A 22,998-nucleotide genomic window follows, 5' to 3' on the forward strand; every position below is an offset into this window, starting at 1 on the left:
ATCTTTAAACACCTAAATTTTAGCAGTACTATCAGGAGGACGGCATCATGGCGGCACAACTGCCCAGTTCTTTCAGCGAGCGTATGATGGACTTGCTGGGAACGGATTATAATCAATTTGCGGATTCGTACAAGGAGACCCCTAACGGAGGCGTTCGTGTTAATACCTTGAAAATTTCAGTGGAGAAATTGCAAGCTCTTTCCACTTTAGAGCTGGAACCCATTCCGTGGTGTCCAACCGGATTCTATACAGAGGATGGGGCCAGACCAGGTAAACATCCACATTATCACGCGGGATTGTATTACATTCAAGAGCCAAGCGCTATGGCACCTGTGGAACTGCTTGATGTACAGCCAGGAGATCGTGTCCTTGATTTATGCGCTGCACCTGGGGGCAAATCCACACAGATTTCTGCCAAGCTCTCAGGAGAAGGCTTGTTGGTTACCAATGATCTTCATCCAGAACGCACGAAAGCCTTAGCCAAAAATCTAGAGCTATATGGGGTGCGCAACGGTATCGTACTAAACGAAAGTCCAGATCATATTGCAGCGGCATTCCCGCTTTATTTTGACAAAATCTTGATTGATGCTCCTTGCTCAGGTGAAGGGATGTTCCGTAAAGATGAAGACATGGTGAAGCAGTGGGATTCAGGTACACCTGCCAAATATGCTGCCATGCAGCGGGATATTTTACGTTCTGCTGCAACAGCGTTGGCACCGGGAGGTACACTTGTCTATTCAACCTGTACATTTGCTACAGAAGAAAATGAAGAAATTATATCGGAGTTTATTTCTGAACATCCACAGTTTTCGGTGATTACAGTTGGAGGCACTGGCTCATTTGCTCCTGGTTTTGGAGAACTATCAGGGACAGCAAGACTATGGCCGCATAAAGTAAAAGGTGAAGGACATTTCATGGCTGTGCTGCAGCATGTGGGGCCAAAGGTATCTGCAGAGGAACGTGATCAAGCCGAAGTTAAGTTGAGTGCAGTTACACGGAATACGAATAAAAAAGGCACTGCTCATATTAAATCCGCAAACAAACCAGAAGCCAGACGAGGGAAAGAAGGTAAGTTCTCTAATAAATCTGCTGCTGGCGCTGAACGTGGCCGTCAAGGTTCAGGAGAAGAGCAAGCCTTGGCTGCATATGGAGATTTTATAAAAGACCAGCTTGGCTGGGAGCCAAAAGGGTATCCGATTTTCTTCGGTGATCATCTGTACATCTCCCCACTACCTAAGGAAAGATTAAATGGATTAAAGGCGATTCGTCCAGGATGGTATGTAGGACATGTCCGTAACGGCAGATTTATCCCAGGACATCCAATGGCTACCGCGTTACACCCTGAAGAGAGCTGCCGAAGTGTCTCACTTTCCAGTACGAGTAATGAAGCTATTTCCTATCTTAAAGGAGAGACATTGTTGATTAGTCAAGAACGTCTCTCTATTAAAATAGGAACTACCCAAAAAGGATACGTACTGGTCTGCATAGATGGTTATAGTGCAGGCTGGGGGAAGTGGCAGGACGGTGTGCTCAAGAATGAATATCCCGCAGGCTGGAGGTGGATGTAAGAATGAGCCTATCAGGGAAAACTGCAAAAAAGCAGCGTTTAGATAAAGTATTGTCCCATATGGGGGTAGGATCACGCAGCGATATTCGTAAACAAGCCAAGCAAGGTTTAATTACCGTGAATGGTGCAGTCGTCAAGGATAGTGGATTTCATGTAGACCCGTATCACGATAAAATTGTGGTTGGCGGCGAGCTTGTTACCTATCGTGAATTTATTTATCTTATGATGAATAAGCCACCGGGAGTCCTGTCGGCAACAGAGGACAAGCGGGATCGGACCGTTCTGGATCTTTTAAAGCAGGAATATGTACAGTTTGAACCTTTTCCTGTAGGAAGGTTAGATAAGGACACAGTAGGGCTGCTTCTGCTCACCAATGATGGAAAGCTTGCTCACGAGCTACTATCGCCACGCAAGCATGTCCCTAAGACGTATGAAGCTACAGTTGAGGGAGACGTAGATGCAGACGATGTAGCGGCTTTTGCGGCAGGTGTCGAGCTGGAAGATGGATATGTTACTTTACCTGCACAGCTAACTATATTGGGAAGAGAACGCGGCAGTAAAGTAATCTCACATATTTCGCTGATCATCACAGAAGGAAAGTTTCACCAGGTGAAGCGAATGTTCCAAGCTGTCGGCAAAAAAGTCACTTTTCTGAAACGAGTATCTATGGGAGAATTGAAGCTGGACGAAAGCCTGCCACTGGGAGCTAGTCGTGAACTTACGCTAGAGGAACTGGCACTCTTAAGTACAGAAGCATTAGAACAATAATATAGAGAAAAAATGGTATGTAAATTGAATTTGGAAACTTGGGATAAGGGAATGGAGTGGCGGAGGGGAAATTTGGAACTGTAAAAGCGATAGCGGCCGCCTTTGTTTCCGGATTTCAACCACTAGTAAACGGTATAAATCAAGAAATCTGGAAACAACAGCGACTGAAACTTAACTCAAATAGCCAGGTTCAATATATATAGAAAAAGAAAGACAAGGATGGTGGGAGTATGAGATACAAACTGATTGCACTAGATGTAGATGGTACACTGTTGAATGATGATCACCACTTGAGCACTGAGAATAAAGAAGCCATTGCTGAGGTTACGCGTCTTGGCGGGCAGATCGTGTTATGTACCGGCCGCAGTCCGCAGAACTCGATTCCTTTTATGGAGGAAATGGGGCTGTCTGGTTATGTGCTGGGTCATAATGGAGCTGCTACGGTTCGTGTGAAAGATCGGGAAGTGCTGCATCAATACGGTATGGATGCTCGTGGTCTTGACCCTTATATTGATTATTGTAGAAAGCATGATATTCATTATGATGTGAATACGGCTTTTGATATGTATGTAGATAATGTAGAAAACCTGACCAAAGAAGCCAATTATATGTATGAACACTTCCGTATCGTGCCGGCTACACTGCCAGCATGGGAAGATTTCCGTGAACCGGTTGTTAAGTTTACTGTATTTACACAACCAGAAATCCTTGACGAAGCTGAACGTGAATGGCGTACTTGGACCCATGAGTACAATATTTTGCGCAGTGGTGAATTTTTCGTTGACTTGATGCATCCGGAAGCCTCCAAGGGCAACGCCTTAAAGAATCTGGCTGTGAAGCTGGGAATTCCGCAAGAGGAAGTTCTTTCGATCGGTAATTATTTTAATGATATTTCTATGCTTACATACGCGGGTATGGGCGTTGCGATGGATAATTCTCCGGTTGAGGTCAAAGCGGCAGCGAATGCTGTCACGGGGTCTAACAACGAGCATGGTGTGCGAGATGCGCTGGTTAAATATTGTTTATCTTAATAATGGAAAGCATAAAGCGGACTTGAGTCCGTTCTATGCTTTTTTTGTTGTGAAGGAAATAAAAGAGATACCTAAACAGAAATGATTTTATCCATAAATAACCCGCCCTTAGGATTAACTAGAAAGGGCGGGACATAGATTAACTTCCTGCATTAAAGTTTAATTTCCTCGTTCCGGCTAGGATCGCTATATTTATAGATACCAGGGTTCAGTTCGATTTTTTCGTCGAAAGGGATATCTTTGTAGCTATCAATATTAGTTCCTGTAGATATCATGCCCTTAGGTGTAATTTCAGGCACCACTTCTTTGCCATTAATCCGTAACGTAGTTTGGTTAACGCTTTTGAAGCCAGAAGATTTGGATGTTGATTCGACAATCAAATTTTCGCCCTCAGTATAGTAAGTGAATTCAATTTTTAACCCATCGACATCAAGTGAAGTGAACTGCTTTTCTTCTTTAGGTTTGTTTATAGTGATCCAATTCTTAGTAGTATCACGTTTCTCAATGACAGCATCCTTTAATATAAGTTTCATTGGAACATCGGACCAGTCGTTATACCATTCCGGAGATTCGAATTGAAATAAATGCTGGTAGCTTTCGGAATGATCTCCTTTCAAATTCCAACCCCCAGTGATTGTTTGATCACCTATAACCAACTGAGCGGTATTATAGTGGACAATTCCTTTTTTAAGCGAATCATTTTCATCTATTAGAATTTGGATATCCAAAGGGGTAACCACTAGCTGATCTAAGGTTATGCCGGTCTTTTCTTGAAATTCAGGACTGTTATACAGTTTCTTAGTGTAAATCGCCTCACTTGCTTTTTGTCCATCTGCTTTAAAATCGAACTTCCACGTACCTGAAAATCGTTTCGCTTCTTCAATGTAACTAAAATGAAGACTAGCTTCCTTCCAATCTGATTCAGTTATATTGAAAACCTGTTCAATAAATAAATCCGATCCTTCGTTAGGCATGATGGTTGGAATTGCTTCATTCTTTTGACCACCAGTACTAACTACCAAATGTGGATTACCCCGTCCTAAGTCAGATGGTGATGCAGCGACTTTGTAACGGATAATGGTTTGATTGGAAACATATCGAACGGATTCGATTTGAATGCTTGGATATTGCTTAACTCCAGTATTGATAGTATCCCCTGCTTGATGATTAGATTGTAAGGGAATATTCCGATCACTGTAAAAAATGAGATTCCGTGCTTCAAACCTGTAGTCCTTTTTATCATCCTTTAATGTATCAGGTGTCTCATATACTCCAATGAGTTTCTGGCTTTCAGGATCGTATTCTAAATAACCGTATACCTTTGCCTTGGCACCGGATTCACTAGTCATGATGTTTTCCTCTGTAGCAAATCCAGTATATTTGGATAGATCAGATTTAGTATCAAGTGATAACAGCATTTTCATTTTTTCTCCATCAGTTACAACACCGTTCAAATTCATTGTTACTCCTGAACTGGAAGTTTGAAGATTATACTGTTGACCGATGCCGTTATTTAATGCATTGCTCACACTTCGACCACCAATTTTATCCCAATTAATCGTCATACTAGCGAATACAGGAATGGCTACAAGTAAGAGGCAAGAGAAGACAATACTGATAGGAATAACCTTTTTATTAGACCTAGGAGTATTCTGGGAGGCATGCAGATTTCTTTGACGTGTATAAGCTTCTTGTTCTATGGCAGTCCACATCAAATCATAATCCGGTCGGGGAATATGTTTATCTTTTTCAATAAAGAGACTCATTACTATTCAGCTCCTTTAGTTGGGTTCCACCCATTCTATTTAGTATTTTAAGTCCCTTGTTCAGTCTGGATTTTACAGTTCCTTCGGGTATGCTCATAACTTTAGAGATCTCGGGTACAGTCAATTCGTTTATAAAACGAAGGACTACTACCATTCTGATTTTGTCAGGAAGCTGACTGTATAACCCTTGTAATTCTTTTTTAGTTTCCTGTCGATCCAAACGTTTTTCTACAGGGTTTGATTCCTCAAACCTGGATAGTAAATAATTACGTACTTCTTTCATCCACCCCGTCTTACGCCTTTTGATCACACTGTTGCACTCATTCGAAGCAATTCGTAAAATCCAAGCTTTCAAGTTTCTTACCTTCGACTTATCCGCTAAGATAACTTTTACAAATACCTCTTGGGAAATATCCTCCGCATCTGCCTGATTTTTCATTAAGTAGTAACAAAAATAATATACTTGTTCTTTATAGAGCTCGAAAATTTCCCGGTCACTCATTTTGCTGCACCCCCTGTCTTTACTGTTCTCATTAATAAGACTTATAAGCGTATGTAATCGTTCATTTTTCATTTTGATTGTAGTATTTCTTCTGAGTATCATAGCGAATTCGAATGGAAGATAAGTCGTTTACAGGTAATTATAACCATGATAAAATTAGCGGTGGGACATGCGTCCGTAATCTATTAAAACTAATTGAATGTCCGCGTTAAAGGTAAAATCATCGAAAGATGATGACACAAAGCCATGGGTCTAAAACCTTTCGACAGAAGGAAATGATCGCCAGGCCGCCATAGGGATGTCTTATGAAGCATAAAGGATAGCTCTAAGAATATGTAGTCTATTTTGAGCTCTTTTATTATTTCGACCTATACGGCGTTACATTATCGCAAGGGGCCGAAAGGGGAAGTACATGAACAGTTTTTTCAAAACAATAGGTACTAGTTTGGCAGTAGGTGCTTTATTGCTGTCCGGAACGATCGGATGGATGTCTAATCCAGGAGTAGTGTCAGCAGCTACCTCAACAGTAGTAACCGCGGATCAGATGATCAGCAAAGTAACGGCAGCCTCCAAAGCAATAAAGAATTTCCATCTGGATGTGACCAAAAAACAGGATATTCAAAGCGGCGGGGTGCGTATCAGCAACACCAACACTCTGAAGCTGGATATCAACCGTCTGCCGAATTTTGCCGCAGCAGGCACTGTCGCTAGTAGTCTTTTAGAAACATCGTACAGTCTATATGCCAATGACAAGGAGTTTTACTATCTTGTAGACGGAAGTGAACTGATCGATGAATCTGAAGATGAAGGTTACGACGATGACGGGGAGCCAATCGATCCTGATGCACAATATTGGCTTGGACTGGAGAAAACGGAATGGGATGCCTTTTACTCTAAAGGCCAATACGATCCTGTTTCCATGCTTGATTCGGTCAAAAGTTATAAAAAATCCATGAAAGTCAGCACTGCTGGCGCACAAACAGTCTTACAATTCACGGTAACCGATCCGACAGCAGCTAAGGGGATAATCAAACTCTATGACCAGGAGAACCTCTGGGATGGAGAGACAGTTCAACCCAAAAGCGTAACGTGGAAATTATTCGTCAATACTAAGACCTGGCAAACGGAAAAGCTGACAGTCGATCTGAGTTATGTGCTGGTAAGTGATGGAGCCAAAGATACATACACCACGAAAATCGAAGCTAAATATTCCAAAAATAATAAAGGTGCAGCCATTGTAAAACCGGCCGAACTAGAATAATAAGGACGATTCATAACGAGCGAAAAGCGCTGTTCAGCGGAACAGCGCTTTTTGTTGTATCCAACAGCAGTTCTTTATTAGTTGACAAGAATAAATCATTGCTGTAATTTATATGTATGCGCATGTATATAATAATTTATCTAAATATAATTTAATGAAAGTTGGGAAAAAGATGATAGCACTAGACACAGCATTAACTTTTCGCAGAGGGCTGACATTAAAAAACCGAGTGGTTATGGCTCCAATGACCACTCGAATGAGCTTTTATGACGGTGTAGTAACACAAGATGAATTGAAATACTATTCGCTAAGAACGGGCGAAGTAGGTGCGGTCATCACTGCGGCAGCAAATGTACAAGAGGGTGGAAAAGGATGGGAAGGTGAACTTAGTGTTTCCTCCGATGAATTTATTCCTAGCCTCAGCCGATTAGCATCTACTATTAAACGAAATGGAACAAAGGCTATTTTACAGCTATTCCATGCAGGAAGAATGACAGATTCAAAAATATTGCGTGGCGTACAACCCGTCTCCTCCAGCGCCATTGCTGCCGAACGCCCGAATGCAGAAATTCCAAGAGCATTAACAGAAGATGAAATTTTCGGTGTAATTGAGGATTTTAAAAAAGCGACTCAACGTGCTATTCAAGCTGGATTTGACGGGGTAGAAATTCATGGAGCAAACACATATTTAATCCAACAATTCTTCTCTCCACACTCCAACCGTCGTGAAGATCAATGGGGCGGAAGCTTAGAAAAAAGATTTAATTTCATTAACCAATTAGTGGATGCAGTTATTGCTGTTGTTGACAATTCAAAGGTTAAGGATTTTATTGTCGGTTATCGTTTTTCTCCAGAAGAATATGAAGAGCCTGGAATTAAAATCACCGATACCTTTTATCTCATTGATAAATTAGCTGATAAAAAGCTGGATTATCTGCATATTTCATTAGGGGACTTCAAGAAAGTATCTGCATCAGAAGATTTTAAAGAAAAATCAATCCTGCAATATGTGCATGAGAAAATCAAAGGCCGTATACCTTTAATTGGGGTAGGAGATATCCGTACCAAACAGGACGCAGAGGACACGTTGACAAATGCTGAATTAGTAGCAGTAGGACGCTCTCTTATCATTGATCCTCATTGGACAAGTAAAGTACTGGAGGGTAAAGAAGATCTCATCAGAAGAGTACTTGCTGATCAAGATAGAGAAGAACTTGTAGTAGAGAATGGTATTCTAGAATTCCTTAAATTAATGATGCCTGATCGTTTACGCTAAACCCAAACACAGTTTTGAGGTCTAAATCTATAACGTTCCGCGGTAAATTCCGCGGAACGTTATTTTTCTGTAACGACTCTATTCCCTCTTTAAGATTGTTGTCGTATGTTTCAACATTCGATTCATGAGATTTCGCCGTTCTGTTTTTATGTCGGTGTCGCTTCTCTTTAATGCGTCGCGGATGGGGATGATCTCTGTAATTTTCCTGCCGCTTTTTATTCTTCGATCTACACAAGTCGGGATGTAACCTACGTTAGTTATACTCGTGTGTCCTTTTTCATCCTTCTTTATTTTAAGCGTAAGAATGATACCGCTTTGTGTATAAGGAATATTCATTAGTTTAGTCGAAACAAAATTCCCCAATGAGTAAATAACGAATTGTTTTTTTCCACGAAGCGCTAACGGTTGAAGAACATGTGGGTGAGACCCCAGTATGATGTCGGCGCCATTTTTAAAGAAGAGATTGACCAGCTCTTTTTGCCTCTTGTTTGGAGTGTAACGATATTCGCTTCCGAAATGCAGATAAAGCAAGACTAGATCGACTTTCTTTTTTAAATCTCGAATCTCCCGAATAATCTTGGGCGTAGATATCCGGTTAACCAGCCATGGCTTACTCACTGGTACAGGAATTCGGTTGGTTCCTGCTGTGTAGGAGAGGATGCCAATCGTAATTCCTTTGACGTTTTTAATAAGCGTTCTCTTGGATTCTTCTAATGATTTAGCTGTTCCCGTGTGGTCGATTCCATTACGGTCCAGAACTCGTAACGTCCGAACCAGACCCGGGGCACCATAATCCATGCAATGATTGTTGGCCGTTACTAATACGTCGAATCCGGCTTCCTTAAGTGCAGGGGCCAGTTCGTCTGGACATTTGAATATCGGACCGCCTGATCGGGGACTTTTCCGGCATTCGGGGCCGCTTCCAGCAAAGGTGGTTTCGAGATTGCCAATCGTCAAATCAGCCTGTTTCAGATAAGGAGCTACTTTTGCAAACAGGGGGTTGAACGAATAGGTTCCGTCAGGCTGTTTAGCATCCGAAATAATATAACGTTTGACCATTAGATCTCCCACAGCAGCTATTTGTATTTCAGTCATGGATATCCACCTTTTTATTATTTTCATTAGGATATGGCATAAAGTTGTTATGGGTTATTCTTTCTTTAAGGCAAAGTGCAAACATTTGTGTGGCTTTTTATTTAAAATGTGACTCAACGCATAATCACTTTATTTAGATCGTCTAAATTTAAGGTATTCATTTTTTTCAAACTTTTATAATTTGATTCAAATCCTCTTTTTTGTTTGGCAGCCATAATAAAATAAGGTTGTTGATAAACATTATCAATCAAACATTGGAGGTTAAAGAAATGAGTACACAATTCAAAAAAATCGCCGAGGATACTTACTGGATAGGCAAAATCGATAACCGCCAGGTTCCATTTCACCGCCTGATTCTGGCAAAAGGAACTACCTATAATTCTTATTTATTAAAAACAGGTAAGCCAACTGTCATTGATACCGTAGATATGGAATTCGGACGTGAATATGCCGAGTGTCTGGGTGAAATGATTGATCTTCTAGATATCCATTACATTGTAATTAATCATACAGAGCCTGATCACTCTGGTGGACTGGCAGCTCTCGCTGCCAAGGCTGCAAATGCCACGATCGTATGCACCGAGATTGCTGTTCCCGAATTGCAGGAAATGTACAAGCTTCATAGCCGGAACTTCCTGGTGGTTAAAGACGGAGATAAGCTGGATATTGGCGGGAAAACGCTGCTGTTTAAAGAAACACCGTATCTCCATACCGCAGAAACGATGATCACCTATTGTATCGAAGATCAAATCTTATTTCCTTGTGATATTTTCAGCACGCATGTTGCGGTGGAGAATCTATTCAGCGATGAAGCCGGGTTTGATATTACGGAAGATTTCGAGGGCTATTACGCAGCAATTATTCATCCTCACAGAAGATATGTAAGAACCCTGCTAGAGGCTGTTAAGGATCTTGAGATCCGGATGATCGCTCCTTCCCATGGATTTGTGATCCGGAAGGACATACGTAAATATATCGGGATGTACGCCACATTGAGCCGTGAAACAACGCAAGGAAAAAAGGCAACCATCGTATATACCACCATCAAAAACAGTACCAAGAAGATGGCCAAAATCATACAGGATTGCTTGCAGGAAAATAATATAGAGACAGAGGTCTGGGATGCAGATAAAAGTAGTGCCACTGATATTCTGAACAGTATAACGTCAGCGGACGCGGTCTTTATTGGCAGCTCCACTAAATACGCGGACATGATTGGGAACCTGGAGAACATTCTGAAAGAATTGCACAATATGAATCTGGAAGGTAAACTTGCTGCAGCCTTTGGCTCCTACGGCTGGAGTGGTGAAGCCATTGAAGTCATTCAGGATTATCTGAATGGAACAAACATGACGGTGCAAAGCACATCTGAGGTTATTAAAACCACGGGGATGACACATGTAGAGTTCCCTGTACGAATCAGATTTTCCCCGAAAGAGCCTGAGAAAGTTCAAAAAATTAAAAATGCGGCTGAATTTGTTTCGGATTTGCTGCTGAGTTCATTTTAGGGAGGAGGAACATAGGATGACAAAACATTACGTTATTGTTGGCGGAGGAGTAGCCGCCGTCCATGCCGCCAAAGCCATCCGTGATCAAGACGCAGAATCGGAAATTTCGATCCTCGGGGAGGAAAGTCTACTGCCCTATAACCGGATTAAGCTGACCAAAGGGCTGTTTACCGACCTGCACAGTGAGAAGGTGCTGATTAAAAAGGAAAAATGGTACCGCGATAACCGTATCTCCGTAAAAACCTCGACCCGAATCCGTTCTGTCCACCCGGACCGGCAAATAGTTGTGACAGAAGATGGGCAGAGTGTTTCTTATCATAAGCTTTTATTGTGTATGGGAGCGAAGAATCGTGCACTCTCCCTTGAGGGCTTCGCCCTGAACAATGTTCATACCCTCCGGGATATGAACGACGCGGACAGATTGAAAGAAAACCTGCAGGATGGCAGCTATGTAGCCGTAATCGGTGGGGGAGTGCAGGGAATCGAAACCGCTTGGGCGCTGCATGAAGCTGGATATCAGGTAACGGTGATCGAAGCTTTTCACCGGTTGATGGGCAGACAGCTTGATGAGAAATCCTCACAGCTCCTTAAAGAGAACCTTGAACAAGCAGGTGTGAAGGTTATTCTTCGAGCTGATGTAGCGTCTATAACAGGAACTGAGTATGTTACCGGAATTACGCTGCACGACCAATCTCATTTTTCCTGTGACCATGTAGTCTACTCTATTGGTATTGTACCGAATACGGAACTGGTAAGTGGCTCGAATATTCAAGTCCGGCAGGGCATTATCGTAAATGAACAAATGCAAACAAATGATCCGCATGTGTATGCAGCCGGAGATGTGGCTGAAATTAACGGGCATGTGGAAGGACTGTGGGGCGGAGCGATTGAGCAGGGCCGGATTGCCGGCAGTAATATGGTTGCCAATCTGACTGCGTATCGTAGAGCTGTTCCGGTTACCTTGTTTACCGCCTTTGGTATCTCTTTATTTTCGATAGGCAACGTGGATGAACAGTATTGCGATACGGCGGTAAGCGGAGATGACAATGGGGCGTATACGCGTATCTATGTGAAAGATAACACAATGATCGGTGCGATATCCTGGCAAGGTGCAGCTGCTTCTCTTGGGTATAAAACCGCTGTAGAGTTTGGCATCTCCCTTGAGGGGATCGATGTTAACGGGAGTAGCATCGAGGAGATTATGGCTGAAGTACAAACCAGGTTGAACTAAACTATTAACTTTTTAGGAGATGATAAAGATGAAAAAATACATTTGTCTACCCTGTGGTTATATCTATGATCCGGCATTAGGCGATCCCGATGAGGATGTTGTTGCAGGCACTGCATTTGAAGATTTGCCTGAAGATTGGGTCTGTCCGGTATGCGGTGAAGATACCAGTCATTTTGCGCCGGTTGAAGATAAAAAAACTTCTGTATCCTAAAGGAAAGTAGGAGTTGTACAAAAAAATGAACAACAGGGGGGACAGTTATGAAGGAGTATTCTTGCCAATACGCTGCTGAACCTTGTACCCGCAAGGTGCCTATTTTTGCTGCGTTAAGCGATGACGATCTCTCCCGGATCAGCGCTATGATCAAGCATCGTAAGTTTACTAAAGGTCAACCTTTAATTCTGGAAGGGGCGCCGTCAGATACGCTGTACATTATTCAGCGAGGGCATGTTAAATTATCCAAAACAACTCCTGAGGGCAAGGAACAAATTTTGCACATCTTGACGAATGGAGACTTTTTCGGAGAACTGAGCATTTTTAACAGCGATGAGCTGAGTAACTTCAGTACTTATGCTCTGAAAGACACTAACATTTGCATGCTGACTCGAACGGATATGGAGCAGCTGATGAGGGATAATCCGGATATTTCGCTCAGACTACTGAAGAGTGTGACCAAAAGACTAGCCCATACGGAAAATCTGGCGCAAAGCCTGGCGACCAAAGATCCCGAAATACGAATTGCTTATATGATCATGGAACTCAGCGACAAATATGGTAAGCAGCGTGGCACTCATATTCATATTGACCTTCCGTTGTCTCGTGAAGAGCTGGCCAGTTATGTTGGGGTCACCCGCGAAACTATTAGCAGAAAATTCTCAAGGTTTGAAGATTCAGGTCTTATTGAGCTAATCGGAAACAAGCAAATGCTCATTATAGATCCAGCCGGTTTGGAGAGTTATATGGGGTATTAAGAGGATTACGGTGTATTGACCGATCTGTATGACACCGTGGGTGCAGAACATACGCTATATGGGGCCAGACTCCGATACTTGTCGTTCCCAAAGGATTTCAGTATGATGAATACTATATAAACTTGTCCCTATGGGCTCGATTAATCGGAAGATGGCGAGGAAACCCAATGCAGAAAAGGAATAGCAGAAAATTTTTCCGTATCAGGCTAGAGGAAATGATTCAAACCTTGCGACATGAAATTCATTCGGGAAGTATAGCGATCGGCAGTTATCTTCCTTCAGAAAGCGACTTAGAGGTGCGCTTCGGACTTAGCAACGCTTCTGTGCGCAACGGGCTTAAGGTGCTGGTGGATGAAGGCTTAATTGAGAAAATTCCGCGTGTTGGCAATCGGGTAATTCCTCCGGTAGAGGAAGGCAGAACGACGATCAAGTTCGGATATGTGAACACCATCCCCAAGCTTGTAGAGATGCAAGAGCTACTGAATGAGTTCGGCAAACGCTATCCGCATATCGACGTTCAGCCGCTCGAGTTGTCTTCAGGAAACTACTCGACATCTTTGAAGGAATATTTGCAGTCGGAAATCATGGATGTCGTACTGATGAATAATAACAATTATCAGGATTTTTTGGAGCAAGGCTGTACGGAGCTGCTGGAGCCGATGGAGGAACAGCCGGACACGTATCGTTTTCTTACCGACCCGTTCCGGTATGGTGACCGTAATCGCGTTCGCCCCTTCATTTATTCTCCAGTCGTGCTTTGTTATAATAAACAGCACTTTAAGGAAGCCGGCGTATCACCACCAGACAGTAGCTGGACCTGGGACGATTTGTTCGCTAATGGTCGAAAGGTAGCTGAAGGTCATGACTGGTATGGTTTTTATTTTTATTTGCCTTCTCGTAACCGGTGGCCGTTGTTCCTGCTTCAGAGCGGTACGACGTTTGCGGCAGAGCAGGATGACGAAGGCAAATTCCGGTTCAGTGGCTCAAAGCTACTCGACAGTTTAGGAACCATTCGTAAGCTGATAGGCATGAAAGATGTATTTCCAGCCGTATTGTCCGAGAGCGATGCGGATGCGGAAGCCTTGTTCTTGCAAGGTAAAGTGTCCATGATTATGACGACCTATTACTTCTTGAATCAATTGCGTCAATCCGATTTGGCATTCGATATTGCTCCATTGCCGCGGCTGCAAAATGCTGATACGCTGCTGATTATAAATGGACTGGCGGTTAACAGCAAATCACAGAACAAGGATGCATCCATGCTGCTCGTTGATTTTCTCACCTCACACGAGGCGCAACTGATCATTAGGCGCAAGACGCTGAATATTGCAGCCAACCGTTTGGTGATGGATTGGGAAGGTGAGGAAGTGGGTTATCGTCCGGCCCGTTTTCAGCTTTATCGTGAGATCTTCCCTACCTATCGTCTGGTTACAGAGCTGGGTTTAAGCAACCTCCAGTTGAAAGAGATTCAACGTGATATCATGATGTTTGTTTCAGGTCTACTGGACAACGACGAGTTATGCCGCAGACTTGAGGAAATATTGAATGCGGTAAATCAGGAGACTCAGCACTCTTGAGGACTGAAAGTTTATGTGAAAATCCCGGCACAGGTTCAATTCTGAATCTGTGCTTTTTGTTATGTTGAAGTATTTGTTTGTTGCACAAGAATTGACTCATATATGACTCATAATAAACATAAAAACTTGTTGACTATGCTTTTGTTGTTATTATATGATGCAATAGAAGTCAGATATGAGTTAACGCGAACTCGATTTTATTAAGGTGGTGTAGCTGCAAAGATGGAAAAGGAAGGCGTTTATTTTCACAATGTTTCGGAGCTGGTTCATAAACCCTATCAATCTGGATTGCATCTCCAGCGTTTTCCGCAGCATGTGCGCAATGGCTTGTCAGAGAAAGGAAGAACCAAAGCTATACAATCGAACGGCTGTGAATTGCGGTTTGTCACCGAATCCAAGCATGTTAGGGTCACTGTCGGATCGAATGATAGTAACGGCCGCGTTGTGGTATGCAGAGGGGATTTTTTTCATTCTCAGCATTTTCTGCAGGCGGGTACGGTAACCACTCTGCACTTGGAGGAGCCGGAACGTTTTACAGAGGTATCAAGTAAGCGGCTGAATCAGTCTGGATTTTCCTCTAACGTATGGCGTTTGCATTTTGATCGTTTCGGAGCTGTTTTCTACGATGTGGATGCTTTTGGTTGTGAAGTACGTGCGCCTAGACCGGAAGAGGTACCGAAGCTTACGATGCTCGCCTATGGATCTTCCATCAGCCAGAGCGCGGGATCCACGCATCATTTCAATGGTTACTTACAGCAGACAGGGCGCAGACTTGGTGTGGATGTGCTAAATCTTGCGCTTAGCGGATCTTGTTATTGCGAGGACGTAGTTGCCGATCATCTGGCTGAACGTGAGGATTGGGATTTTCTGTTTCTGGAACTTGGTGTCAATATGCGTGCTGTAGTGTCTCCCGAGGAATTCAAGCGTAGAGTGTCTTACATGCTGGACCGGGTTATCAAAAATCATCCTGACAAACCTGTGTTCGTTACTACGATTTATCCGAATCGTGCAACGTATTTTCTTGATACAGGCCATCTTCTTTATGTCCAAGAGACGGTTTTTAACGAAGTGCTGCTTCGTTACTGTGAGAGCAATAAACATCCACAACTACATCTGCTGGATGGCGCATCAGTCATGCGCGATCTAACCTCGCTGACCTCCGATCTTATTCATCCTTCCGATTATGGACACACGCTAATGAGCGAGCATTTAGCCAAGCTGTTGCGGCCCATGATCGAACCCCTCCGAACTTCTAGTCATTCTACCGAAGTGTCCCCAATTTTATAATAGGGAGTTGATGGAAATGAAGCGTTGGATGCTTACCATGTTGGGAGTTTCATTATTAGCCGTCTCTATGAATGGATGTTCCTCTTCTAATAAGGGGGGAGAAGAGCAAGCGGGGGAGAGTCCAGAAAAAACCACTGCCTTCTCCATATCGTTCCGGAGCGGAAACATTTCGTATGCAGACAATCATCCGAATATCAATGATGACAAATGGGTCAAAAAGCTGGAGGAACTTACAAATACAGATCTTAACATCCGTTTGATGCAGCAGAAAAATTTTGATTCGCAAATGATTCAAATGTTCGCGATCAACGACATTCCGGATGTCGTGCAAGCAAGCTCTGGGCTGACGAACCCTCAGTTGGCAGGTTCCGTGGAGGCCGGAGTATTCATGCCCCTAAATGAATTGCTTGAGCAGTATGGGCAGGATCTTCTCAAGAAAGTCCCGAAGGAGGCATGGGAGAAGGAGACCGATGCGAAAGGTAATATCTATGCGATTCCGGAATGGCTGTCCAATCCGTCACGCCGGGCAACTTGGATTCGTGCGGATCTTTTGGAACAAACAGGGCTGCCAGAGCCTAAAACAGTAGATGACTTCCTGAATGTCATGCGTGCTTTTAAGAAGCTGGGTGTGGAGAATCCTTATATGGGCCGGGAGGACTTTGTATATTCGGATATGTTCTTCGGATCTTACGATACCTTTGCTAATTTCTTTATGAAACAAGGGGATCAAATTGTCCCGAAATTTATGAATATCGAAAATATGCAAAAGACGATCCAAACGTACAAGACAATGTTCGACGAAGGACTGATCAACAAGGAATTCGTCACAATTAATCCCACGAAATTTAAGAACGATATTCTTGCAGGCAAGGCGGGCATCTGGAACATGAATGCGAACCTGTTGATCCAATGGGATCAGCAGCTAAGAGAACAGGTGCCTACTGGTAAAATGAAGCTGATCGCCTCGCCCACAGGGCCAGACGGTAAGGGGGGACTTCGTCTTGTCGGTACGGTGCCGCGAGCGTATTTAATTAACAAGAATGCGAAAGACCCTGCCGGGATCGTCAAGTTTTTCAACTGGATGGTTAGTGACGAAGCGGAGAAGTTTTTTACCTTCGGAATTGAAGGGGAAAACTACACTGTAGAGAACGGAAATATTAACTATAACAGACCGAAAACAGCTGATGAAGTTGATGAAGAAACGTTCCGTCAAATCCTGCTGTGGTTCGTACAGGATACTACCTACAATAAAGGTGCGCTTAGTCTCACACCCGAAGGAAAAGATTTGATGAAGCTCTACGACACAGTACTTGCGAATGAGGGACGCGACGGGATTCAATTTGAACCGCAAGTAAAAGGCTATCAGAAAAACCCGGACATCACCCCAGGTGGAGATAAATTGCCACCAGTTATATTGACGCATGTGATCAATATGGTATACGGAAAAAAGCCGATTTCCGACTATCCGAAGGTGGTGGAGGAATGGCTGCAGAAAGGGGGAAGTGACGTCGTCAAGGAAGCAACAGAACGTTATAACAATAACGACGGTGTGATTTTGTCCCGACATTAATAAGCTGCATCTCACAAGAGGTTTGAACTCCATAATGCTTGTGATTACCTATACCATGTCAGGGAGGAATTTATTTGAGAAACGGACTAAATAGGAAAGCTTTTCGAGTGGGCATTAGAGTACTGTTGTCTTTGGCTTTGTTATATTCGCCTTTGAAAATGCAAGCGCTTACCGAAGTTTATGCAGACGGAATAACGGATGACTATGTTACGCTCTACGAGGAAAACTTCGATGACCCTGACAATTTTGGATCTACCGGTGGTATTGCCATTCCGGGGCCTTGGCTGCAGGAAGGCGAAGGAAACAGTATGGCTAAAACTTCGGTTTCGTCCACGGCCCCGTCCGTACCGAATCTGGTGAAAATCGATGGCAAGGATGCATTGGCGCTGCCAGTGAATTCGACGGGGTACCACAATCTTCAATTGAGTTATTATACACGGGCATCCTCCTACATCGGAGGAAGCGTCATCGTAGAATGGTCAAGTGACGGAGGGATAAATTGGACAACGTTGGAGGAATTTAAGCTGCCCCCAGGAACGCTGGAACAAAAGAACAGTGAGCCGAACCAACTCAAAGTCCAAAACTTGGGCAGCGGAGCTGACAACAACCCGAACGTCAAAATCCGGGTTCGTGTGGGGGAGCTTATGAGCGCGAATATGTATATCGATAGTGTCGCCCTCAAAGCTCAAACGATTCCCGGAATACCACCCGCAGAGACACCGGTGCCAATCCCTACACCGGCTGAACCTAAGCCGTTTGTGGTTCCTGAAGGCGTTAAGCTGTATGAAGATGTGCTGATTGGGAATGCTGGAACGCGGCCGATTTATACTTCGATTGCCGTACCCAAGATCCTGCCTCAAGCACCCGTGCCAGTGATGGTATACATTCATGGCGGAGGTTGGAATCACGGAGACCGGAAGCAAGCCCTTGCCAGTATCTGCAACTATGTAACCAAGCGAGGATATATCGGAGTATCGCTGGATTACCGCTTAACCCCGGAAGCGCCATTCCCGGCGCAAATTCAGGATGTGAAGCTTGCTATTCGTTACTTGCGCGCGCATGCGGCAGAATACCATCTGGACCCGAGCCGGATCGGTGTATGGGGTTCGTCGTCAGGGGGGCATCTGGCCTCACTGCTTGGTACGACTGGGAACATTAAGTCAGGCGAGACAATCACATTGGATACAGGACATACCGTAAATGTTCCGGATTTGGCTGGGAATGGCGGTTGGCAGCAATATTCTGATCAAGTGCAAGCCGTTGTCGATCTCTACGGTCCAGCGGATTTTACAACAAACTTCGCTAATAGCTATAAATCAGTGAAAGCGCTTTTAGGCGGGAACGACGCGTTCTCTGTGCCAGACCAGGCAAGGTTGGCCATGCCTGGCACTTATGCGTCACCGGACGATCCGCCTTTTTTCATCCGCCATGGGGATGTGGATGCAACGATCCCATACACGGACAGCATTACGTTCTCCAATCAATTGAAGGATGCAGGCGTGAAAGTGGTCGATGTAAAAATTGTACCTAAACAAGGTCACGGTTTTATAGGTGAAGCGGCTGAGCAAGCAAGCGCCGAGGCTTGGGCTTTTATGGATCAATATGTAAAGAATCGAATGGCAACAACACCTGATGATGAGGTTGTATACCGCGATCTAGCCAGTCTGGCACCGAGCGACGATGCAGTTATCGACAGCAGCAAGCCCACTGTAAACTTCAATAGCGCGACGGGCAGCAGCAATGGATTGTTCAGTATTTCTTCTGGCGCCGAGAACAAGAAATATGTGTATTTTAAATTTGATGTCTCTTTATATAGCAATCCTGCAAACAGGTACATTTTTAATGTTGCTGCCAAAAAGGGTTCATCCAATGCGGACCTCGAACTTTCGTTATTCGGCCTAAAGGATACAAATTGGACTGAATCGGAGCTGACTTGGAGCAATGCGCCTGTCACGGATCTGACCATTGCTTCGTTAAGTGGGAAATTTACCGTAACGGCAGACAAATCAGGAGCTCCACAGGTTTACAGCATCGATGTGTCCGAGTTTGTCAGAGAAAGATTGTCCGCATCGGGCGGTAATATCGCTTTTCTGCTTGGTGATGCGGCAAGCACTGGAATTTCCCTCAATGTCTATTCGAAAGAAGCTAATGGCAACAGCAACCCCCGTCCACAGCTTGTTGTTCAAGAAGCGGTTACACCTTCAAGCGACCATGAGAAACCTTCCTGGCCGGATGGAAGTTTTCTGAAAGCAGTCAATATAGGTACAGAGTTCATTCAACTTTCATGGCCGGCCGCCAGCGATAATCAAGGTATCGGCTCCTATCGCGTATACCGGGATAACACCCTGTTATCCAATGTTACCGGTGCAACGTACACAGCCGTTGGGCTTAGCCCTAGCACGGCGTACAGCTTTAAGGTTGAAGCGGTGGATCAGTCGGGCAATACATCCGTACCGCTTTCTTTTACGCGGTCAACGCTTACAGAACCCATCATTCCTTACGCGATTGCAAACGTGACAGCCAGCGACAGCGATGGCAATATCGCAACGAATACCATCGATAATAACTTGTTCACCCGTTGGTCCGCCGCAGGTAACAGCCCGTGGGTCCAATACGATTTAGGCGAACGGAAGCAGATCAGTTATTTAGGTATTGCCGTTTATAAAGGTGACACGCGTACGGCTCAATTGAGTATCGAAACTTCAAATGACGGTTTGGCTTGGACTACCATATGGACTGGTGCAAGCATGTACAGAACCATAGAGATGCAACCTTTTGATCTTCCTGACACAGAAGCCAGATATGTGCGGATCGTGGGTCTTGGAAATTCTGATGGCAGCGCGTTTACAAGTTTATCGGAGGTAAACATCTATGCGCCGTTCGCAAATGGCGATACACCTGTAGCCAGCATCCCGAACTACACGCCTAATCCCCCCCGGGAACCGATCCCATTCACAGCTCCCGGATTAACCGAACCTGAGGGTACGGTGCATCCGGTTCATTCCTCACCTACTACCACTGGGCGCATCTTGAACGTGCTGGACTATAATGCTGATCTCGCCGATAACGACACAGATGACGGTATTGCTATTCAAGCTGCCATAAACAGTGCTGAGCCCGGCGATGAGGTCTATTTGCCGTCTGGGGTTTATAATTTGAACTCAACATTGGATACTCTTATCAATTTGAAGCTCAAGTCAGGAGTAAACCTTCGCGGTGAGGATCAATCAACAACCATCCTCATGACATCTCTCAATAAGGTAAAAAACAGCGCCCTGATGAAAGTATCCGGACAGCATGATCTGTCCATATCTAATCTCACATTGACTTCTACCTGGAACGGTGTCTACACGACGGACCATAAAGTGAACAACCCGGACGCCGGTGGTCCCGACAGCATGATTATCATCGCAAATTTTGGTGAGGTTCCGTCATACAACATCACGGTTGATGGGGTTACTGTAGAGAAGTATTCACGTATGGGTGTGCGTATCGACAACAGCCGTGATATTGTCGTACGCCGCAGCACGTTCCGAAATGCGACAGATGTAGGTCCGGGCGGTGCTGGCTATGGTGTGTCGATTCAAGGCATGGCCAAACAGGATCGCAACGGGTATGAGAACGACACGGTTTGGAATGTTGTGGAGGACTCCCATTTCGAAGGCCCTTATTTGCGGCATGGGGCGCTGATCCAATTTGTTGCCCATAACAATGTCCTGCGAAACAATCAGTTTATGAATACAAAGCTGGATGCCATCGATCTGCACGGAGAACTCGAATATTTGAACGAGATATACGGCAATGTGATTATTGACATTCCCTACGGCGCGGCGATCGGACTGGGAAACACCGGGGGTACAGCACCCAGCAATCACAGTAAGTCAGGACCGCGTAACTATATCCATGACAATACGATTCGTAATACAAGAGAAGGAATCAATGTAACTATGGGCACCCCGGATACAGTCATTGAGCGAAATGTGATTGAGAATACAACGCATATAGAGAACGCCAAGGGCATTCAGATTTTGAACGGGCCAGGTACTATCATTAAGGAGAATATCATTCGCAACAACACCGCGTCGAATTATTGGGCTGTATCCCTTGAGCATGATCCCGGCGACAGCAAAGCAAATGATATCGGAGCGGGCGACCCGCAGGACGTTCAATTGATCGCAAATTCGCTGATTGGCAATACGAACGGTATTCGACTTCTTGCTGGAAAAGGGATCATCCTGCAGGGGAATCTTATTAACAGTATAAGTTGCAATTATTTCAAAAATGATCATGTAGTAGTAGAGGGTTGGCCGTCACCGATTATACCCTAAAGAAAACACAAGCTCACTCATAGAAACTCCATATTGCAAGCGCTTTATTGTAGGTAGAATGAGGTTAGATTCATTCACTATTTAAGGAAATGGAGGAAAGCCGATGCCACATATTGAGATTAGGATGTACGAAGGCCGAACGAGTGAGCAGAAGGAGGAGATAGTCACCGTATTCACGCGGGAGTTATCCCGAATTATTGAACGGGAGGAACGATTTATTACCGTCGAATTTCAAGAAATTCCCCTGGATGAGAATGCTCCGGCGAACCTGCTGAAAACAGGACCTATAGGAAACGGTTATGAAAGCTAAGGTAACTGGGGTTGACCTTATTAACTACAAAGCCGACACGAAAAGGTCCTTGCTTTTAAACATGTGGAAATTCAGAGCACTCTATGTGATTGCGATTCCCGGGATCTTGTATTTTATTATTTTCAAGTACTTGCCGTTGGCTGGTTCAGTTATTGCGTTTCAGAACTACAATATTTTTAAAGGCTTTACAGGCAGTGAATGGGTGGGACTTGAGCACTTTAGGACGATGTTCCAATACCAGGATTTCGGAAGAATCTTGAGCAATACAATTCTGCTAGGCTTGTATGATCTTATATTCGCCTTTCCGGCTCCAATATTGCTTGCGCTTCTGCTGAATGAAATTCGGCTTGTGTTTTACAAACGGTTTTTGCAAACGGTGGTTTATATGCCCCATTTCCTATCTTGGGTAATTGTCAGCGGTATCGCCTTGGGTATCCTCTCCCCAGGAACAGGGATTGTGAATCAGGCTTTACAAGCTTTCGGCTTTGAACCGATTTATTTTCTTGGTGAAAATTCATACATTCGCACGATTTTGATCAGTTCCGGTATCTGGAGGGATTCCGGGTACGGTACGATCATTTATCTGGCCGCGTTGGCAGGAATAAACCCAGATCTTTATGAGGCTGCTGAAGTAGACGGAGCCGGGCGCTGGAAACAAACCTTAGCCATTACACTGCCGTCTCTTATACCGACGATTATGATTTTGTTCCTTCTCCATATCGGGAGATTTCTTGATCTTGGCTTCGAGCGGGTATGGGTATTCCTGAACGCGCTTAATACCGGGAACGGGGAGATTCTGGACACTTATATCTATAAGGCGGGGCTGCTGTCTCAGCAATACAGCTATACAACAGCAGTGGGGCTATTCAAGTCGGTAGTTGGACTCATTCTGGTGCTCATCGGCAACATTTTGAGCAAAAAAACAACCGGTGAATCGCTGTATTAATCGCTC

General features: G+C 44.3%; 18 protein-coding genes and 1 riboswitch. Of the genes, 15 read left to right on the forward strand and 3 right to left on the reverse strand.

All coding sequences use genetic code 11. From position 1 onward, the window contains the following. Positions 1-47: 47 nt before the first annotated feature. The 3 genes from NST40_RS10565 to NST40_RS10575 all read left to right on the forward strand — a co-directional run bounded on the left by NST40_RS10565 (position 48) and on the right by NST40_RS10575 (position 3,366). On the forward strand, positions 48-1,568 hold the full coding sequence (locus tag NST40_RS10565) for an RsmB/NOP family class I SAM-dependent RNA methyltransferase (protein ID WP_339281916.1): 1,521 nt from the start codon (positions 48-50) through the stop codon (positions 1,566-1,568). Positions 1,569-1,570: 2 nt separating this feature from the next. Next, positions 1,571-2,335 carry a pseudouridine synthase gene (locus tag NST40_RS10570; protein WP_076186699.1) on the forward strand — a complete coding sequence of 255 codons (765 nt, stop codon included), beginning with the start codon at positions 1,571-1,573 and terminating at the stop codon, positions 2,333-2,335. Positions 2,336-2,565: 230 nt separating this feature from the next. Next, entirely contained in the window at positions 2,566-3,366 is an 801-nt protein-coding gene (locus tag NST40_RS10575) for a Cof-type HAD-IIB family hydrolase (RefSeq protein ID WP_036689337.1), read from the forward strand. 152 nt (positions 3,367-3,518) lie between these two features. Here NST40_RS10575 and NST40_RS10580 read toward each other — a convergent pair whose 3' ends face one another. Then, on the reverse strand, positions 3,519-5,132 hold the full coding sequence (locus NST40_RS10580) for a DUF4179 domain-containing protein (protein ID WP_342410658.1): 1,614 nt from the start codon (positions 5,130-5,132) through the stop codon (positions 3,519-3,521). Then, the gene (locus NST40_RS10585) at positions 5,116-5,634 is read right to left on the reverse strand and encodes an RNA polymerase sigma factor (RefSeq protein WP_342410659.1); all 519 of its coding nucleotides are present in this window, start codon (positions 5,632-5,634) and stop codon (positions 5,116-5,118) included. Before NST40_RS10585 ends, NST40_RS10580 begins: the two co-directional genes overlap by 17 nt. A 203-nt stretch (positions 5,635-5,837) precedes the next feature. Then, a riboswitch (cyclic di-GMP riboswitch) is annotated at positions 5,838-5,929 on the forward strand. 117 nt (positions 5,930-6,046) lie between these two features. Between NST40_RS10585 and NST40_RS10590 the strand changes: the two genes are divergently transcribed. Both NST40_RS10590 and NST40_RS10595 read left to right on the forward strand, forming a co-directional pair. After that, on the forward strand, positions 6,047-6,895 hold the full coding sequence (locus tag NST40_RS10590) for a DUF6612 family protein (RefSeq protein ID WP_076186691.1): 849 nt from the start codon (positions 6,047-6,049) through the stop codon (positions 6,893-6,895). Between the two features lie 112 nt (positions 6,896-7,007). Next, on the forward strand, positions 7,008-8,171 hold the full coding sequence (locus NST40_RS10595) for an NADH-dependent flavin oxidoreductase (protein ID WP_342410660.1): 1,164 nt from the start codon (positions 7,008-7,010) through the stop codon (positions 8,169-8,171). Between the two features lie 78 nt (positions 8,172-8,249). Here the strand turns inward: NST40_RS10595 and NST40_RS10600 are convergent, their stop codons facing one another. Continuing rightward, positions 8,250-9,266 (reverse strand): CapA family protein, encoded by a 1,017-nt coding sequence (locus tag NST40_RS10600; protein WP_342410661.1) that lies wholly within the window; start codon positions 9,264-9,266, stop codon positions 8,250-8,252. Between the two features lie 269 nt (positions 9,267-9,535). On the opposite strand from NST40_RS10600, the gene NST40_RS10605 reads away from it, so the two are divergent. From NST40_RS10605 to NST40_RS10650, 10 genes are all read left to right on the forward strand, one after another. Continuing rightward, entirely contained in the window at positions 9,536-10,774 is a 1,239-nt protein-coding gene (locus tag NST40_RS10605) for an FprA family A-type flavoprotein (RefSeq protein WP_036689344.1), read from the forward strand. 16 nt (positions 10,775-10,790) lie between these two features. After that, positions 10,791-12,005 (forward strand): FAD-dependent oxidoreductase, encoded by a 1,215-nt coding sequence (locus tag NST40_RS10610; RefSeq protein WP_342410663.1) that lies wholly within the window; start codon positions 10,791-10,793, stop codon positions 12,003-12,005. 28 nt (positions 12,006-12,033) lie between these two features. Next, positions 12,034-12,216 (forward strand): rubredoxin, encoded by a 183-nt coding sequence (rd, locus tag NST40_RS10615; protein WP_076130123.1) that lies wholly within the window; start codon positions 12,034-12,036, stop codon positions 12,214-12,216. Between the two features lie 47 nt (positions 12,217-12,263). After that, positions 12,264-12,974 (forward strand): Crp/Fnr family transcriptional regulator, encoded by a 711-nt coding sequence (locus tag NST40_RS10620; protein ID WP_342410664.1) that lies wholly within the window; start codon positions 12,264-12,266, stop codon positions 12,972-12,974. Between the two features lie 167 nt (positions 12,975-13,141). Then, positions 13,142-14,551, forward strand: coding sequence for an extracellular solute-binding protein (locus NST40_RS10625; protein ID WP_076277945.1), 1,410 nt, complete (start codon positions 13,142-13,144; stop codon positions 14,549-14,551). 222 nt (positions 14,552-14,773) lie between these two features. After that, a complete protein-coding gene (locus NST40_RS10630) occupies positions 14,774-15,838 on the forward strand; it encodes a GDSL-type esterase/lipase family protein (protein ID WP_341001999.1) in 1,065 nt (354 codons plus the stop codon). Positions 15,839-15,854: 16 nt separating this feature from the next. Beyond that, positions 15,855-17,408 (forward strand): extracellular solute-binding protein, encoded by a 1,554-nt coding sequence (locus NST40_RS10635; RefSeq protein ID WP_076277943.1) that lies wholly within the window; start codon positions 15,855-15,857, stop codon positions 17,406-17,408. Between the two features lie 74 nt (positions 17,409-17,482). Further along, positions 17,483-21,736: an alpha/beta hydrolase fold domain-containing protein gene (locus tag NST40_RS10640; RefSeq protein ID WP_076277942.1), complete on the forward strand. Its 4,254-nt coding sequence runs from the start codon at positions 17,483-17,485 to the stop codon at positions 21,734-21,736. A gap of 103 nt (positions 21,737-21,839) precedes the next feature. Next, the gene (locus NST40_RS10645) at positions 21,840-22,046 is read left to right on the forward strand and encodes a tautomerase family protein (RefSeq protein WP_076130129.1); all 207 of its coding nucleotides are present in this window, start codon (positions 21,840-21,842) and stop codon (positions 22,044-22,046) included. Then, positions 22,036-22,992 carry an ABC transporter permease subunit gene (locus tag NST40_RS10650; protein WP_076277941.1) on the forward strand — a complete coding sequence of 319 codons (957 nt, stop codon included), beginning with the start codon at positions 22,036-22,038 and terminating at the stop codon, positions 22,990-22,992. The genes NST40_RS10645 and NST40_RS10650 overlap by 11 nt, the downstream gene beginning before the upstream one ends. Positions 22,993-22,998: the final 6 nt, after the last annotated feature.

The sequence above is a fragment of the Paenibacillus sp. FSL R10-2778 genome, from assembly GCF_038593035.1.
Classification (GTDB): Bacteria; Bacillota; Bacilli; order Paenibacillales; family Paenibacillaceae; genus Paenibacillus_AQ; species Paenibacillus_AQ odorifer.